The 15,794-nt window shown below is 73.8% G+C and carries 12 protein-coding genes; 9 read left to right on the top strand and 3 right to left on the bottom strand.

From position 1 onward, the window contains the following. Positions 1–5: 5 nt before the first annotated feature. A complete protein-coding gene (locus ACFPZN_RS01775) occupies positions 6–1,337 on the bottom strand; it encodes a cytochrome P450 (RefSeq protein ID WP_378279411.1) in 1,332 nt (443 codons plus the stop codon). Between the two features lie 304 nt (positions 1,338–1,641). Here ACFPZN_RS01775 and ACFPZN_RS01770 point away from each other — a divergent pair, with 304 nt between their 5' ends. From ACFPZN_RS01770 to ACFPZN_RS01735, 8 genes are all read left to right on the top strand, one after another. After that, positions 1,642–2,688, top strand: coding sequence for a polyprenyl synthetase family protein (locus ACFPZN_RS01770; protein WP_378279409.1), 1,047 nt, complete (start codon positions 1,642–1,644; stop codon positions 2,686–2,688). Positions 2,689–2,698: 10 nt separating this feature from the next. Next, positions 2,699–3,808, top strand: a complete 1,110-nt coding sequence (locus ACFPZN_RS01765; RefSeq protein ID WP_378279407.1) for a UbiA family prenyltransferase — start codon at positions 2,699–2,701, stop codon at positions 3,806–3,808. Next, positions 3,805–4,521, top strand: coding sequence for a ubiquinone/menaquinone biosynthesis methyltransferase (locus tag ACFPZN_RS01760; protein ID WP_378279406.1), 717 nt, complete (start codon positions 3,805–3,807; stop codon positions 4,519–4,521). The genes ACFPZN_RS01765 and ACFPZN_RS01760 overlap by 4 nt, the downstream gene beginning before the upstream one ends. A 5-nt stretch (positions 4,522–4,526) precedes the next feature. Continuing rightward, positions 4,527–7,757: a thiamine pyrophosphate-binding protein gene (locus ACFPZN_RS01755; RefSeq protein WP_378279404.1), complete on the top strand. Its 3,231-nt coding sequence runs from the start codon at positions 4,527–4,529 to the stop codon at positions 7,755–7,757. Continuing rightward, complete coding sequence (locus ACFPZN_RS01750) at positions 7,754–8,440, top strand: transmembrane-type terpene cyclase (RefSeq protein ID WP_378279402.1); 687 nt, start codon at positions 7,754–7,756, stop codon at positions 8,438–8,440. Before ACFPZN_RS01755 ends, ACFPZN_RS01750 begins: the two co-directional genes overlap by 4 nt. Further along, the gene (locus tag ACFPZN_RS01745) at positions 8,437–8,667 is read left to right on the top strand and encodes a ferredoxin (RefSeq protein ID WP_378279400.1); all 231 of its coding nucleotides are present in this window, start codon (positions 8,437–8,439) and stop codon (positions 8,665–8,667) included. The genes ACFPZN_RS01750 and ACFPZN_RS01745 overlap by 4 nt, the downstream gene beginning before the upstream one ends. 15 nt (positions 8,668–8,682) lie before the next feature. Then, positions 8,683–9,882, top strand: coding sequence for a cytochrome P450 (locus tag ACFPZN_RS01740; RefSeq protein WP_378279398.1), 1,200 nt, complete (start codon positions 8,683–8,685; stop codon positions 9,880–9,882). Between the two features lie 111 nt (positions 9,883–9,993). Further along, entirely contained in the window at positions 9,994–10,770 is a 777-nt protein-coding gene (locus ACFPZN_RS01735) for an aldo/keto reductase (protein ID WP_378279396.1), read from the top strand. Positions 10,771–10,788: 18 nt separating this feature from the next. Here the strand turns inward: ACFPZN_RS01735 and ACFPZN_RS01730 are convergent, their stop codons facing one another. Then, a complete protein-coding gene (locus tag ACFPZN_RS01730; protein WP_378279394.1) occupies positions 10,789–14,121 on the bottom strand; it encodes a DUF4132 domain-containing protein in 3,333 nt (1,110 codons plus the stop codon). 75 nt (positions 14,122–14,196) lie between these two features. Next, positions 14,197–15,126 (bottom strand): VOC family protein, encoded by a 930-nt coding sequence (locus tag ACFPZN_RS01725; protein WP_378279393.1) that lies wholly within the window; start codon positions 15,124–15,126, stop codon positions 14,197–14,199. Positions 15,127–15,206: 80 nt separating this feature from the next. On the opposite strand from ACFPZN_RS01725, the gene ACFPZN_RS01720 reads away from it, so the two are divergent. Continuing rightward, a complete protein-coding gene (locus tag ACFPZN_RS01720; RefSeq protein WP_378279391.1) occupies positions 15,207–15,785 on the top strand; it encodes a TetR family transcriptional regulator in 579 nt (192 codons plus the stop codon). Positions 15,786–15,794 lie beyond the last annotated feature (9 nt).

Below are 15,794 nucleotides of genomic sequence, written 5' to 3'. Positions count from 1 at the left end.
GGGGGTCAGGTCACGGAGAGGGGTGCGCGGACGTGGTCGACGCGGACGGTGACGCCGCCGCGGGGGAACATCGCGGTGAAGCCCGTCGGCTGGACGTCGCGTGACAGCAGCGTCAGGTCGGTGCGTTGCAGCAGCCGTGCGAGGACGGCGGCGATCTCGGCCCGGGCGAGGTTGGAGCCGAGGCAGCGGCGCGCGCCGACGCCGAAGGGCAGGTACTCGTAGCTGGAGGGGTGCCGGTAGCCGGGGCGTTCGCGGTCCCAGCGCTCGGGCCAGAAGCGGTCCGGGTCGGCCCAGATGCGCGGCAGCCGGTGCGTGACGTACTGGCTGAACACGACCAGGTCGCCGGCGCGGCCCCGGTGGCCGGCGAAGGTGAAGTCCTCGGCCGCCTTGCGGGCGCCGGCCATCGCGGGCGGGTGGAGGCGCAGCGTCTCGGAGGTGACCCAGTCGAGGTACGGGAGCCCGCGCAGCAGGCCCAGTTCCGGGGTCCGCGCGCCGAGCCGCTCCCGGACCTCGGACCTCGCCGCGGCCCAGGCCCGCCGGTCCGACCACAGGGCGTAGACGGCCCAGGACAGGGCGGCGCTCGTGGTGTCGTAGCTCGCGACGATGAGGCTGACCACCATGTCGCGGAGCTCGGTGTCGGTCATGGCGGGCCCGCCGCCGTGGGCGCCCAGCAGCAGGCCGAGGATGTCGTCGCCCGGGTTGCCGGCGTCCCGCCGCCGGGTGATCTCGGCGCGGACCCGCCGGTCGATGCGGGTGAGGGCGGCCTTGGCGCGCCGCCAGAGCGGGTTGGGGACGGCCTGGAGCAGCTGCTGCTTGGGCGGTGAGTAGTTCAGCAGGCGGAGCACCTCCTCCAGGTCGGCGCCCAGCGGCGCCTGCTGGGCCGCCAGCTCCGGTCCGAAGAAGCCCCGGACGGTGGACGAGCGGACCAGCGAGCGGAAGGTCCGGTAGAGGTCGATCCGGTCCCCGGGGCGCCAGGAGTCGAGCGTGGCGTCCAGCTTGTCCAGGAGGACCGCGAGGTAGCCGGCGACCGGCTCGCGGTGGAAGGCGGGCTGGACGAGGGTGCGCCGGCGGTCGTGGCCGGGCCCGTCGCTCACCAGCAGGGCCGTCTCGCCGGCGAGCGGGATCAGGGTCTCGAAGCCGCCGCGCCAGCGGAATTTCGCGGAATTGCGAAAGAGGAACTCGTTGGCTTCCGGCCCGAAGAGGAACGTTGTTTTCAAAGGCCCGAAACCGTAGGTCGCGACCGGTCCCGAGCGTCGACTCAGATCGCGCATCGCATAGGCCATCCGCCGGTCGAATTCCCGGGCCAGACGAAGGTCGTCAAGAAGGGTGAATTGCATTCGGGCACCTCTCTCCGAGAGTGATTCGAGCGCAGACACGGGCAACGTTTCCACTGTCCACACGCCCTTTGCCCGAGTCAACGCCAGACATTTCTCGCTCCTCGGCGAGTTTACAGCCAGATCTTGCCATGTTATTTGTGTGCGCGATTATAGGGCATTTTTGTTAACGTCACGGAAACCTTTTCGCACCGCCTCAGGCAATTGCAATCCGCGAAATATCGGAGGTAATATCGCTGGCGTTGTTGATCAAGGGAGGTGCAACGTGGATTCCTTGTTGCAGGCAATGCCGCCCTCACCTGGGAATGTGGGGGAAGAACCCGGCGCGCACGTTCTCCGGCTGCTGGGGCTCGAACCGCACCGGCTGGTCGCCGGCTTCGCCACCGAGGAACGGCTCGCGGCCGACCTGCGCGCGTGCGTCGACCTGGTGCGCGAGGAGGCCGGGAGCGGGGACGAGCTGATCGCCCGCTCGCTGGCCGGCGTCGTGTCCGGCGGCAAGCGGCTTCGCCCGCTGCTGGCGCTCGCCACCGCCTACGCGACCCGGATCGGCGCGCCGGGCCCGGACCGGCCCGCCGACCGCGAACGGGCCGTTCGCGCCGGGGCGGCGGTGGAGCTGCTGCACGTGGCCAGCCTCGTCCACGACGACGTCATGGACGAGGCCGACGTCCGGCACGGCGTGCCCACCGCCAACGTCCGCGAGGGCAACATCCGCGCCGTGCTGGCCGGGGACTTCCTGCTCGCCCGCGCGGTCGCCGTCGCGTGCGGGCTGGGACGGCGCGAGGGCGCGCTGGTCTCGGAGACCTTCGCCCGGCTCTGCGACGGGCAGGCGCGTGAGTCCGCCCTGCTCTTCGACGCCGCCCGCACCGAGGGCGACTACTACGACGCCATCACCGGCAAGACCGCGGCCCTGCTCGCCACCTCGTGCCGGCTGGGCGCCCTGGCCGCGGGCGCCGAGACCACCGAGGCCCTCACGTCCTACGGGCACCACCTCGGGCTCGCCTACCAGCTGGTGGACGATCTGCTCGACCTCACCGGCTCGGAGGAGCGGCTCCGCAAACCGGCCGGCCACGACGTGGCCATGGGCGTCTTCACGCTTCCCGTGCTGTACGCGCGGGAGGAGGACGCGCGGCTCGCCGGCCTCCTGGACGCGGTCCGGCCGGAGGACGGCGGCACCGTCCGCGAGGTGGTCGACCTGGTCAAGGACTCCTCCGCGCTGCGGCGGACGCGCGCCGCGGTGGAGGAGCAGACCCGGCACGCCGTGGGCGCCCTGTCGGGCGCCGCCGCCGGGCTGACACCCGCCGGGTCGGCGATGCTGTCGGAACTGGTGGCATGCCTCGCCCGCCGCGCGCACTGAGGGGGCGTCGATGACGACCTCGACCCCCTCCGCGCCCCCGGCACCGCTCACCGCCCGCGGCTTCGTGGCCCTGCCACCGGCCGAGCAGGTCGCGGCCATCCGGGCCCAGGGCGGCACGGCGTCGCCGGGCACCGTCCTGCGGCTGCTGGTGGCGCTGGGCCGCCCGCGCACCTGCGTGCCCGGACTCGTCGCCTACGCGCTCGGCCTCGGCTACGCGCCCGCGCCGGTCCCGCCGGGCCATGCCGTGCTGGGCGCGGTGCTGGCCCTGCTCGTCGGCTTCTCCGCCAACCTCCACAACACCTACACCGACGTCGAGGAGGACAGCCGGAACCTGCCGGGCCGGATGTGGATGCTCTACCGGCTCGGGCTGCGGCGGCTGGCCTGGACCCTCGCCGGGCTCAACGCGTTCATGGCGGGCGCGGCCGTGGTGTACGGGCCCGGCTTCGTGGTCTTCATGGTGATCGGGCTGATCGGCCTGCACCAGTACTCGTTCCGGCCGCTGAGGCTGAAGGCGCGGCCGCTGCTCGGTCTGTACGTCTTCGCGCAGGCCGTCGCGGGGCCGTTCCTGATCGGCTGGTTCATCGGCCAGGGCGGCATGCGCGCCCTGCCCGGCCCGGTCTGGGGCATGTTCGGCTTCCTGTGCGCCTGGTTCGTCGCGAAGGGCCTGGTGAAGAACGTCCCCGACTTCGACGGCGACCGCGCGGCCGGGCTGCGCACCTCGGCCACCCTGTTCCCCAGCCGGGCCGCCGCCGCCCGCTGCGCCGCGCTGGTGACCGTGGCGGCGTACCTGTGCCTGCCGGTGCTGCCCGTCGCCGGCGCCTCCCCGGCGGCCGTGCTGTGGGCGCTGCCCTGGACCCTCGTCGCCGCCTACCAGGGCTTCCGCCTGGTGCGGTCCGGGGACGCGGCCGCCGCCAACGCCGTGCTGCGCCGCGACATGGTGCTGTCGAGCGGCTTCCTGGCGACCGTGCTGCTGCTCCAGGAACCGGGCTGGAGCAGCGTCGCCGTCATCGCCTCCGGCGCCCTGATCATCGCCGCGAGCGACCTGCTCGCCGTGGATTCCCGCCGCGACACCGACACCGGCACCGGTCCGACCCCGACCCGTGAGGAGCCGACCGCATGAAACCCCCGACCGGAGCATCCGCCCGTCCCGCCACCCCGCAGGAGCTCTTCGACCGGATCGCGCCCCGGTACGACCTGTTCAACTCGCTGCTCAGCGCCGGTTCCGACCGGCGCTGGCGCCGCGAGGCCGCCCGCCGGCTCGCGCCGCCCCCGGAGGGGGACGTCCTGGACGTGGCCACCGGCACCGCGAGCCTGGCCATCGCCGTCGCCCGGCACCGCCCCGGCGCCCGCGTCGTCGCCTGCGACATCAACGCCTCGATGCTCGCGGTGGCCGCCAGGCGGCTGGAACGGCAGGGCCTCTCCGGCCGGATCACGCTGAGAACGGCGCCCGGTGAGCGGCTCCCGTTCCCGGACGCCTCCTTCGACGCGGTCTGCATCGCCTTCGCCATCGACGACATGGCGGACCGGCGGGCGTGCGCGGCGGAGATGGCGCGGGTGCTCCGCCCCGGCGGGCGCCTGGTCCTGCTGGAGCTCGGCGTCCCCGAACAGCCGCTGCTGCGCTCGCTCTACCTGGGCGGGCTGGGCGTGATGAGCCTGCTCGGGCGGGCCCGCGGCATGAGCGGCTACCGGCACCTGCGCGAGGAGATCACCACCTACCGGGGACCCGAGGCCGTGCGCGCCCTGCTGCTGGACGCGGGCCTCACCGGATACACGCGATTCCCCCTGACCGGGGGCATCGCGGTCGTGCACGCCGCCGTCCGAGAGAAGGGCTGACCGGGATGCAGGCCAACCGACATGTCTACAGCGAACTGGCCGGACGGCGCAGGTTCGCCGACGCGCTGGTCGCGGCACTGGCCGGCGCGGGCGTGAGCGCGGTGTTCGGCATGCCCGCCGAGTCGCTCAACGCCTTCGTCGACGCGCTGCGGCGCGACGGCCGGATCCGGCTCGTCGGCGTGCGCCACGAGGGCGCGGGCGCGCTCATGGCCGCCACGTACGGCAAGCTCACCGGGCTGCCCGGCGTCTGCATGGGCACCGCCGGGCCGGGCGCCACGCATCTGCCGCTGGGCCTGTACGAGGCGCACGCCGACCGGGCCCCGCTGCTCGCCGTCTCCGGGCAGGTCCCGGTCGAGCAGGTGGGGCTGGAGTCCTTCCAGGAGATCGACCCGGTGGCGCTGATGGGCGAGGCCGCCCTGTACAACCGCCACGTCGCGGCGCCCGGGCAGATCGGGATGGTGCACCGCGCCATGGCCGAGGCGGCCCTGCGGCGCGGGCCCGCGCACCTCGCCATCTCCTCGGACGTGTTCGCCGCGCCCCTTCGCGGCGCCCCCGAACCCGTGGTCCGGCGGCCCCCCGCGGCGGGCGGCGCCGCCGACAAGGCCCTCCTGGAACAGGCGGCGGACCTGCTCTCCGGGGCCAGGACGGCCGTGATCGTCGGCGCGGTGCCGTCCGATCTCGCCGGGGACATCGACGCGCTCGCCGAGCGGATCGGCGCGCCCGTGCTCGTCCTGCCCGAGGGTTACCGCTACTTCGCGGCGCCGCACGACGACCGCGCCCTGCCCGTCCTGCAGGGCAGGACCGCCGACTGCGCACGGGTCCTGGAAGGCACCGACCGGCTCCTTCTGGTCGGTGCCTCCAGCTCCGCCGCGCGCGGGCTGGCCGGCGGGCACCCCGTCCTGCAGGTCGCCGACGGCGCCGAGCGCTCCCACCCCGGCCGCCCCGGCTGGACGCGGCTGCTCGGCGACCCGGCCGAGATCCTGCGGCAGCTGCGCGCCCTCTCCCCCGCCTCCCCTGACGGTGACCTGGCCGCGGACGTGGACGGCCTGCGGACCGAGCCGTCCGGCCTGCCCTTCTGGGAGGCTCTCGACCGTTCACTGCCCGCCGACGCCGTGGTCGCCCTCGAACCCGGACGGATGCTCGACGGCGCGTTCGGCGCCCTGCCGGTCCGTGACAGGGTGCTGACCTCGTCCTACGGGCTGCGCGTCGCAGGCGCCGCCCTGCCCGCCGCCATCGGGGCGTCCTTCGCCCACCCCGACCGCCGCGTCCACGCCGTCACCACCGACCGCGGCCTCCAGGACTTCGCCGCCGAGCTGCTCACCCTGGCCCGCTACCGCCTGCCCGTCTCGCTGGTGTGCGTGGAGGAGGACCGCCGGACGGACGTGCGCCGCCTCGCCGCCGGGGGCGGGCTGGCCGCCGAGCGCGCCGCCTCGGTCGCCGACCTGGAGCGGCTGCTGGCGGCGCCCCCGGACGGGCCCTCCGTGATCACCGTCCCGGCGGACGGGCTCGTCGAGCCCGCGCGCGAAGAGGTCACCCTGACGACCCCGGCCGCCGGTTCGACCCGATCCGTGCTCGCCGAGGTCCTGGCCGGTCTCGACGTCGCCGCCGCCTACGTCCGGCCCGGCGCGGGCACCGAGCCGCTCGCCGCGCTGTGCCGCGACGCCGGGATCACCGTGCACGCCGTCCACCATCCGGAGTCGGCCGCGATGACGGCCTCGGCGGTCGCCAAGCACACCGGACGGCTCACCCTGTGCCTGACGGCCGCGGACGCCGACACGGTCCTCCAGTTGAACGGCCTCTACGACGCCTCGTTCGACCACGCCCCCCTCGCCGTCCTCGGACCGCCGGGCACGGTGGTGGACGGCACCAGCCTCCTGGCCGACGCCGCCCGCACGCTCCGGGTCGGCGACGACCCCGGCGCCGTCGCGGAGGCCGCCCACGCGCTCGGCACCGCCGCGTCCGAGGGCCGCGCCGTCTACCTGGAGATCGACCCCGCCGTCCTGGACCGGCCGGTGCGAGGGCCCCTCCCGGCCCCCGCACCCCCGGCCGCCACGGCCGTCCTGCCCGGGAACACCGAACTCGACGCCGCCGCCGCGCGCCTCGCCGGCGCCCGCCGGCCGGTCATCCTCGCCGGGCGGGGCGGCCGGGGGGCCGGGGCGGAGATCGCCGAACTGGCCGGCGCGCTCGGCGCGCCCGTCGTCAGCACCATGCCGGGCCGCGGCGTCCTGCCCGACCACCACCCGCACTACGCCGGGGCGGTCGGCTCGTCCGGCCACCAGTGCGCGACCGAGACCCTGGAGGCCGCCGACGTCGTCGTCGCCTTCGGCGTCTCACGGCGCGGCGCCTCCGCCTTCGACCTGCCCGGCGGCTACTTCCTCGTCCAGGTCGACCACGACCTCGGCCGGCTCGGCGGCGCCGCCCGCGCCGACGTGGCCCTGCACGGCACCGCCCGGCACACCGCCCAGGCGCTCGCCGAGCGGATCGGCACCGCCGCCCCGCCCGAGGCCGGCCGGCAGGCGTTCGTGCGCGCCCGGCACGACAGGTTCCTGGCCACCCGGCGGCGGCGCAGCCGCATACCCACCCGGGCGAGCAGCCCGATCAGGCCGTCCGCGCTGGCGCTGGCGCTGGCCGACGAGCTCGCCCGGGGCCCCGCCGCTCCCCTGATCACCGTGGACGTCGGGCTCACCACCCTCTGGATCTACCGCTACCTCACCGGCCGGCAGGACTTCGTGTGGACCAGTTCGTTCGCCACGATGGGCTTCGCCGTGCCCGCCGCCGCCGGCATCGCCGCGTTCACCGACCGGCCCGTGCTGGCCGCCGCCGGCGACGGCGGAGTCGCCGTCACCCTCGGCGAGCTGGCCACGCTGCGCGACCTCGACCGGCCCGTCGTCGTGGTGGTCTTCGACAACGGGCGGCTCGGCGCCATCAAGTTCGAGCAGGAGATCATGGGCTGGCCCGAGTACGGCTCCGCCCTCCACAACGGCGACCTCGCCGAGATCGCCCGCGGCTACGGCCTCGCCGCCGAACGGGTCACCACGATGGCCGGGCTGCGCGCCGCACTGCGGGTCGCGCGCCTGGCGCGGCGCCCCTACCTGATCGACGTCGTGTGCGACGACAACGAGATCCCGGCGCCCGCGCAGCAGCGGCCCGCCGCCGCCCAGATCGTCGGCTACGCGCTGGCGCTGGCCCGCGAGGCCCGCCGGGGCCTGAGCCGATCCGGAGGTACGACGCGATGACCGGCATCATCATCCAGTCCCTGGCGGGCGTGATGTGGACGCTCGCCTACATCCTGATCATCCTGCGGTCCCGCCGCGACCGGATCTACGGCATGCCGCTGGTGGCGCTGTGCGCCAACCTGACCTGGGAGTTCTACTACACGCTGGTCGAGCTGCCCCCGCACGACGACCCCACCAAGCTGGCCGCCCAGTTCGTGGTCAACTTCGTCTGGCTGGTCTTCGACCTGGTCATCCTCGTCCAGGTGCTGCGCTACGGGCCGCGCCAGTTCGGCTGGCTCTCCCCCGCCACCTTCTACGGGCTCTTCGCGCTCACCCTGGCGATCACGGGCCCGACCATCGTCCTGCTGAACAAGGAGTTCGACGACATCTACGGGGTCCGCGCCTCGTTCGTGCAGAACCTGGCCATGTCCGCGCTGTTCCTGGTCATGCTCAACGCCCGCAGGTCGGACGCGGGCCAGTCGGTCGGCATCGCGGTCTGCAAGATGACCGGCACCGCCCTGGCCGCCCTCGGCGTCTACCTCTACCCGCCGGCCCCGGTCTACGACGAGTCCGTCCTGCTGCCGTTCCTCTACCTCGCCATCCTCGCCCTCGACCTCGTCTACACGGTCATGCTCGTGCGGATCCGCCGCGCACGGGCCGCCCGGGACGAGGCGTCGCCCGCCACGGAGGCGGTGCCGGCGTGAGCGAGGCGAACTGGAACGTCGAAGTGACCGCGGCCTGCATCGCCAGCGGGATGTGCGTCGGCACCGCACCCGGCCACTTCGAGCTGGACGGCGACCGCAACCGGTCCGTTCCCCGGTCGGCGCACCCCGCCCCCTCCGACCTCCTCCTCGCCGTGGCCGACTCCTGTCCGCTCGAAGCCATCCGCGTCCGCGACGCCGACGGCACACTCCTGGCACCCCTCGACTAGAAGGGCATCACCACCGTGACCGACAACGCCCCCGGCTACCCCTTCGGCGACGGAACCGGCCTCGCCCTCGAACCCGAATACGGGCACCTGCGCGCCGACGAGCCCGTCAGCCGCGTCCAGCTCCCCTTCGGCGGGCCGGCCTGGCTCGTCACCCGCCACGCCGACGTGCGGAAGGTGCTCACCGACCCCAGGTTCAGCAGCCGGGCCACCACCGCCAACCCCGACGGCCCCAGGTTCACCCCGCAGCCGCTGTTCCCGGCGGGGGTGATGAGCATGGACCCGCCCGAGCACACCCGGATCCGCAGCCTGGTCTCCAAGGCGTTCACAGGCAACAGGGTGGAGGCGCTGCGCCCCCGCATCGCCGAGATCGCCGGCGGCCTCGCCGACGCGATGCTGGAGCACGGCCCGCCCGCCGACCTGGTCTCCATGTTCGCGCTCCCGCTCCCGGTGACGGTGATCTGCGAGCTGCTCGGCGTCCCCTACGCCGACCGGGACCGCTTCCGCGAGCTGTCGGACGCCCTGCTGTCGACCACGGCGCTCCCGCCCGAGGAGATCTTCGCCGCGGTCATGGCGCTGAACGAGTACCTGGCCGGCCTGATCGAGGAGCGGCGGGCCGGGCCCCGCGACGACATGCTCAGCGATCTCGTCCGCGCCCGCGACGAGGACGACCGGCTCTCCGAGCAGGAACTGGTCGAGTTCGGCGTGGGCCTCCTGGTGACGGGCCACGAGACCGCCGCCACCCAGATCGGCAACTTCGTCTACATGCTGGCCCGCAACCCCGGGCAGCTCGCCGCCCTGCGCGCCGACCCCGCCCTCGTGCCGCGGGCGGTCGAGGAACTGCTGAGGCACACCCCGCTCGGCGCCGTCAGCGGCATCCCCCGCGTCGCGGTCGAGGACGTCGAGCTGTCCGGCGTCACCATCCGCGCCGGCGACTCGGTGATCCCGTCCATCAACTCGGCCAACCACGACGAGTCGGTGTTCGAGGACGCCCACCGCCTCGACGTCCACCGCCCGTCCAACCCCCACATCGCCTTCGGCCACGGCGTCCACTTCTGCCTGGGCGCCCAGCTGGCCCGGGCCGAACTCCGGACGGCCCTGGAGACCCTTCTCGTCCGCTTCCCCGGTCTCGAGCTCGTGGCCGGCGACGACGCCGGGCTCGCCTGGAAGAAGGGCCTCCTGATCCGGGGCTTCTCCGAACTTCCCGTCACCTGGTGAAACCGCCGCATCGGGCGCCCGGTCCGCACGGACCGGGCGTCCGATGCGGATCGGCGACAGGCGCACCGCCGTTGCACCGAACCGGAGGTGCCAGGGGGCACAATGCGGTGCATGATCCGCACTGTGAACCTGCCCGGCGGCACCGCGCTGCCGTTGATCGGTTTCGGGACCTGGGAGCTGCGGTCCAAGACCGCCTACGAGTCGGTGCGCGCGGCGCTCGATATCGGTTACCGGCACATCGACACCGCGACGCTGTACAAGAACGAGTCGGAGGTCGGCAGGGCCGTCAAGGACGGCGGCGTGGACCGGGAGCAGGTCTTCATCACCACCAAGCTGCGCCCCCAGGACGCGCGGCACGCCCGCCGCGCCCTGGAGTCGAGCCTCCGGCTGCTCGACACCGGCTACGTCGACCTGTGGCTGATCCACTGGCCGCCCGGCCGGGACGCGCTCGTCCCGGCGTGGGAGGAGCTGCTGGCGGCCCGGGACGCGGGACTGGCCCGCAACGTCGGGGTCAGCAACTACAGCCCGGCCCAGATCGACCTGCTGACCGAGGCCACCGGGCGGCGGCCGGCGGTCAACCAGATCCCGTGGAGCCCGGGACAGCACGATCCGGCCCTGCTGGACGAGCACCGCCGCCGCGGCGTGGTCGTCGAGGGCTACAGCGGCCTGAAGAACACCGACCTGAACGACCCTGCCCTCACCGAGATCGCCCAGCGGCACGGTGTCACTCCCGCGCAGGTCGTCCTGCGATGGCACCTGGAACACGACATCGTGATCCTCCCCAGGTCCTCGCACCGGGAGCGCATCGCCGCCAACTTCGACCTGGAAGGCTTCGACCTCACCGCCGAGGAGGTCGCCGCGATCGACACCCTCACCCGCACCGGCTGATCGGGCCCGGCGGTGCGTTCACTCCGCCGAGCCTTTCAGCTGGATCAGGTCGTCGAGGAGCTCGGAGGCGACGATCGGGTCGAGGTCGCCGAACCGCAGGGACGTGGGCTCGTCTCTCCGGTAGTGGTAGGGGTGCTGGGCGAGCCGGACGTCGACGAGGGTCTGCGGGCCGTTCTCGTCGGGCATGCCGATGCTCATGCCGGGATCGAGGGTGAGGACCAGGTGCCGGTCGTCCGCGACACGGCGGGAGATCCAGTGCTCGATGCCCGCATCCATCGGCGCCCCGCGCTCCCAGCCGCGCCGGACGAGGCCGAGAAGGGCACCGGCCGGGACTTCGAGACCCTCGAAGCGGGTCAGGCGCCCCGCGTCGCGCTCGTCCTCGTCGAGGGTGTGGACCGGATGCTCGAGCTGCGGGAACGGCTGCAGGATCTCGTAGTCGGCGAACAACTCCTTCCAGGCGGACAGGTCGTCGCCGAGGTCGATGGGGTGCGCGACGCCGATCCGCGCGGTCTCGGGGAGGGTGACGGTGTCGTCGACGGCGTTCGCGTACGTGCCGTCCTCGGCCACGCGGAAGGCCGCGGTGGCCCCCTCGCCGTTCTCGGCGACCCAGACCAGGCGGCGGACGATGTGCCCGACCAGCGGGTGCGCGACGAGGAACTCCCGGAACTCGCCACCGGGCCAGCGGCGGCCCGTGACCATGGCGGTCCTGAAGCGGGTGAGCTGGTCGGCGGCGGCCGTGCGGACGTCCTTCTTGAGGTCCGAGAACCGCTTGTACGCGGCGGGTGCCAGCTCCGGATCGTCTCCCTTTCCCGGCTTCGGGAGCGACCTGCGGGGCCTGCCGTCCTCGTCGGCGACGGTCGGCCTGAGCGACTCGTCGAACCCGATCACGAAGCGGCGGGGGCCGTAGTCCAGGAGCATCGTGCCGGACGCGGCCAGGCCGAAATCGGGGACGAGACGGTCGGCGAGCTGGTCACCGGTGAGTTCGAGCCCCGCCGCGACCTCCTCGATCTTCTCCCGGGCGCGGGCCTTGAGGCCCTTGAACTTCACCCGCTGGGAGATCGAGTGCAGGTGGATCAGTGCGCTGCCGGTGCCGATCGCGGCGAGGACGTCCAGGCCCGTCACCGCCCTGGCGTGACCGCCGTCGCCGGGCCACGCGCGGATCAGCGGGGTCAGGCGGCGGACGGTCCCGTCGTCTCCGGTCAGCCCCAGCTGGGTGAACGCCCAGTTCTCCCTTGAGTCGGCGCCGCACAGCTCCCACCAGCGGAACAGCGCCCACCCGAACTCGGCGAGCGACGCCGGGTCGCACAGCTCGCGGACGACCCGCACCCCCGCGTACACCTCGCGCGGCTTCGACATCGCCAGCATGGTGAGGACGTGCCCGACGGCGTCGTCCGGGAGGGTCTGCGCGCGGTCGCGCAGGAGGATCCGCGGGAGCATGCGCGGGTCGACCCAGCCGACGGCCGGGACCTTCGCCGGCACGTTGTCCAGCGGGCCGTCGGGGAGCATGGCCTCGATCGCGTCGGCGGCCTTGTCGCCGTGGCGGCGGGCGGCCTCGACGATCGGGGCTCTGCCGTGCCGCTCGGCGAGCATGCGCAAGGCCCCTTCGGCCGCGCGGCGAGCGGGGCCGGCCTTGCCGAGCGCGTCCGGGACGAGCGCGGGGACGGCGGCGAGGCCGTGCCGGGCGAACCAGGCGCGGGCGGTCTTGTCCAGCTTCTTGCGGCGGACGAGCCAGTCCGCCATCGTCCGCGCGATCTCGTCACTGAGCAGAGGCATCAGGGCCGCTCCGTCGGCGGCCTTGTCGCGGCGGGCGATGAACAGGGCGCAGTCGGCGGCGTCGGCCCCGAAGCGCGCGACGATGGCCAGGATGAACCGGTTCACGTGCCAGATGGCGCCGGGTTCCCAGCGCGCGAGCAGCGGGCGGGCCAGCTCGTCGGATCCGTTCATGAGGACGGCGGCCTGGTGGAAGGAGGAGATCTTGTCGAACTCCTCGGCCCACTCCTCGATGAGGTGGTCGGGTTTGTGCTCGGCCTCCGCCGCCCACGACTCCCGCTCGCCCGGCTCCCAGGCGGTCGCGCGGAGGCCGGGCATGGGCAGATCCCTGATGACGACGGGCTTGGCCTTGGGGCGGGTCCACGGCGGCGCGACGAGCAGGGGCGGCAGGTCGGTGGCGCTCGGGAAGCGGGTCGTGGCGTCCAGGATCTCCCGGACCCTCGCCCCGGCCTCGGCGGGAAGGCCGGGAAGCACGGTCTCGGCGAGGGACGGGTGGACGCGGACATGCGCGTTGAGGAGGTCGGCGGCCCGCGGAGCCTTCGACCGGGGCAGCAAACGCATCGCACGGGCGGGGTAGCGGCGGGCGGCGGCCACGAGAGCGGGCCCGACGTCCAGGTCGGGGCCTCGGTCGATGAGGGCCTGGAACGCCTCGTCCAGGGGGAAGGTGAGGAGGATGTCCTGCGGAGGCGGGGCGTCGTACCCGACGGCCGACCGGTCCACGGCATCGGCGAGGAGCGGCACGGCGGCCTCGGGGCCGACGCCGTCGATCAGCGAGGCGATGACGTCGATACCGTGCCCGGCGTCGAGCCGCAGGCCCAGCTCGGCGGGCTGGTGCGGCCCACCGAGTGCGCAGAACGGCATCCACCGCTGGAACGTTTCGGTCGCCGACGGTTCGGTGTTCGCGCACAGGTCGTCGACCCAGTCGTCTCTGGTCGGCACCAGGTAGGCGGTGATGAGCCGCTGCAACTGGTGCCCGCGTCGCGCCTCAAGGCATTCGACGGCCTCGGAGTAGACGTCGTCGGGCGCGGCGGCGAGAAGGGTGCGCAGCCACTTCACGGGCGTGCGGTTCAACCACCAGCCGGCCCGATGCTCGTTCGCGTTCCGGTACCGCACGCCCGTCCACCGGAACACATCGCGGAACGGCTCTCCCGGCGCCGGTTCCCTGACGGTTCGGCCGTCGGCCCAGATGCCGGCGAAATCCGCGTACGCGGCGACGGCGAAGGCGACGCCGTGATCGATGACCCAGGCGTCCGGGGCCGCGACAGGTTGTCCCGTCCTGTCCATCGGGCGCGCCGGGAAGGTGGCGACGAAGGCGACCGTCGCGGCACCGAGGGGATTCGGGTCGCCCTTCAGGTGGGCGCGGGCGGCGTCGGCGAGCTCCGGCACGGTGCCGGGGAGGGCGATGACCTCCTCGATGAGGTCCCGGGCTTGGTCCACGAGGGACCGCGCGTGTTCGGCGGCGGCCTCGTCCGGCGCGGCCAGCCGCGGAACGCCAGGACGGTCGCGGCGCGGGTGCCGCGCGCCGAGCCAGGAGTCCGGCATCACGAACGTGGTCTCATCGATCTCCGAGGCGTTGATCACGGTAATGACCGTAAAGGAGATCACCGACATCCCGCCGCAAATCACCGCGCGGCACCCGGCCGCGATCGGCTGCGCTCAGGCGTCCTGGCGGAAGGTGATCGCGGTGCCCAGCGCGGCGGCGGCCGGGACGAGGACTTCTCCCCGGCCGGTTCGCGTGGCCGGTACGCCGTTGCCGCGCAGCAGCCGCTCGGTGGCGGCGATGTCGCGCACCGACACCGCGTACCCGGCGAACGCGGGCAGGGCGGCGGGACGCTCGCCGGGCAGCAGGCCGGCGAGCGCCGACGCGGGCACGACGGTGAGCTTCGCCCGGTCGAGCCGCTCCCCGAAGTAGGCGCCGTAACGATGTTCCGTTTCGGGCAGGTCCCGGTCGGCGACGCACAGCACGCACCCGGCCAGGCCGGTCGCGCCGTTGGGATGGTCGATGTGCGGCTGCTCGCCCGGGGCGTTCTCGGCGAACCCGATCCTGCCCTCCGGCACGCGGCCGGCGGGCAGGCCGGGAGCGGAGATCTCCAGGTAGCGGGCCGGCTCCATCCTCGTCCCCGCGCCGGTCTCGACGGGGCGCTGGACCGCGTGCACGCCGCCGTGAACGACCCCGGCCGACGCCAGCCGCGCGGCGACGCCGTCGATGTCCGGAGTGTCGGCGATCATGATGTGGAGGCCCTCGAAGCGTTCGAGGAAGGACGTGATGTTCGCGGCGGTGGCGCGGATCGCGGCCGTCAACCGCGGCCGCTCGTCGTCGGGCACCCGCAGCGGGATCGGGCGGGCGCCGGCGGGCATGCGACCGGTGTCGTCGACCACGGCCACCAGTTCGACGAAGCCGCCGGGGAAGTGCACATGCGTGTTGGCCACCCCGAAAGGCTCGGCGGGACCTCCCGCGACGCGCGGCAGCACGGGATAGGCGGGCGCCGGCACGGTGAAGCCGAGCCGGCGGTACAGCTCCATGGCCTCACGCATGTCCCGCACGATGTGCCCCACATGATGCAGGCCGTTGATCGCGTCGCCCACCCGTCCACCTCCATAGAATTTGATAGTCGACCTTCAAATGAGAGGCTAGCATCACTTGAGTGCGCGATAGGGTTCGGCGCATGGGTGAGAGCGGGCTGCGCCAACGCAAGAAGGCCAGGACCAGGGAGACGATCCTGAACGAGGCGTTCAGGCTCTTCCGCGAGCGCGGCTACGGCGGCACCACCGTCGAGCAGATCGCCGAGGCCGCCGAGATCTCCCCCGCCACCTTCTTCCGCTACTTCCCGACCAAGGAGCACCTGGTCACGCTCGACCGGTTCCTGCCCCTCGCCGAGGCCCTGGCCGCCCAGCCGCCGGGTCCTCCGGTCACCGTGCTGCGCGGCGCGTTCCGCACGGCGTTCGCCGCCCTGTCCGCCGAGGAGATCGCCGGCGGGCACGCCCGGGAGGTGTTCGCGGCCACCGTGCCCGAGCTGCTGGTGGCCAACCTGCGCAGGAGCCCCGGCGTGATCCGCGAGGTCGGCGAGGCCGTGGCGGAGCGGGCCGCGTGCGCCGCGGACGATCCACGGCTGCGGAACGCCATCGGCGCGGTCTTCGGAGTCGTTGCCATCGTCTGGCTGCAGTGGGCGCATGACCCCGGCATGGACGGGCCCGCCGAGATCGACGCCGCGCTGGCGCACCTGGAGTCCGGCCTGAGCCCGTAGCCGGGGCGC

It is taken from the genome of Actinomadura rugatobispora (genome assembly GCF_042656285.1).
In the GTDB taxonomy this organism is placed as follows: Bacteria; Actinomycetota; Actinomycetes; order Streptosporangiales; family Streptosporangiaceae; genus Spirillospora; species Spirillospora rugatobispora.
Note: the sequence above shows the minus strand (reverse complement) of the source record. Positions and strands in the feature narration are given on the sequence as shown.

Excerpts from the sequence above, each read along its gene's own strand:
- ACFPZN_RS01775 (WP_378279411.1), bottom strand. The coding sequence starts at position 1,337 with ATGCAATTCACCCTTCTTGACGACCTTCGTCTGGCCCGGGAATTCGAC.
- ACFPZN_RS01765 (WP_378279407.1), top strand. The coding sequence starts at position 2,699 with ATGACGACCTCGACCCCCTCCGCGCCCCCGGCACCGCTCACCGCCCGC.
- ACFPZN_RS01760 (WP_378279406.1), top strand. The coding sequence starts at position 3,805 with ATGAAACCCCCGACCGGAGCATCCGCCCGTCCCGCCACCCCGCAGGAG.
- ACFPZN_RS01755 (WP_378279404.1), top strand. The coding sequence starts at position 4,527 with ATGCAGGCCAACCGACATGTCTACAGCGAACTGGCCGGACGGCGCAGG.
- ACFPZN_RS01750 (WP_378279402.1), top strand. The coding sequence starts at position 7,754 with ATGACCGGCATCATCATCCAGTCCCTGGCGGGCGTGATGTGGACGCTC.
- ACFPZN_RS01735 (WP_378279396.1), top strand. The coding sequence starts at position 9,994 with ATGATCCGCACTGTGAACCTGCCCGGCGGCACCGCGCTGCCGTTGATC.
- ACFPZN_RS01720 (WP_378279391.1), top strand. The coding sequence starts at position 15,207 with ATGGGTGAGAGCGGGCTGCGCCAACGCAAGAAGGCCAGGACCAGGGAG.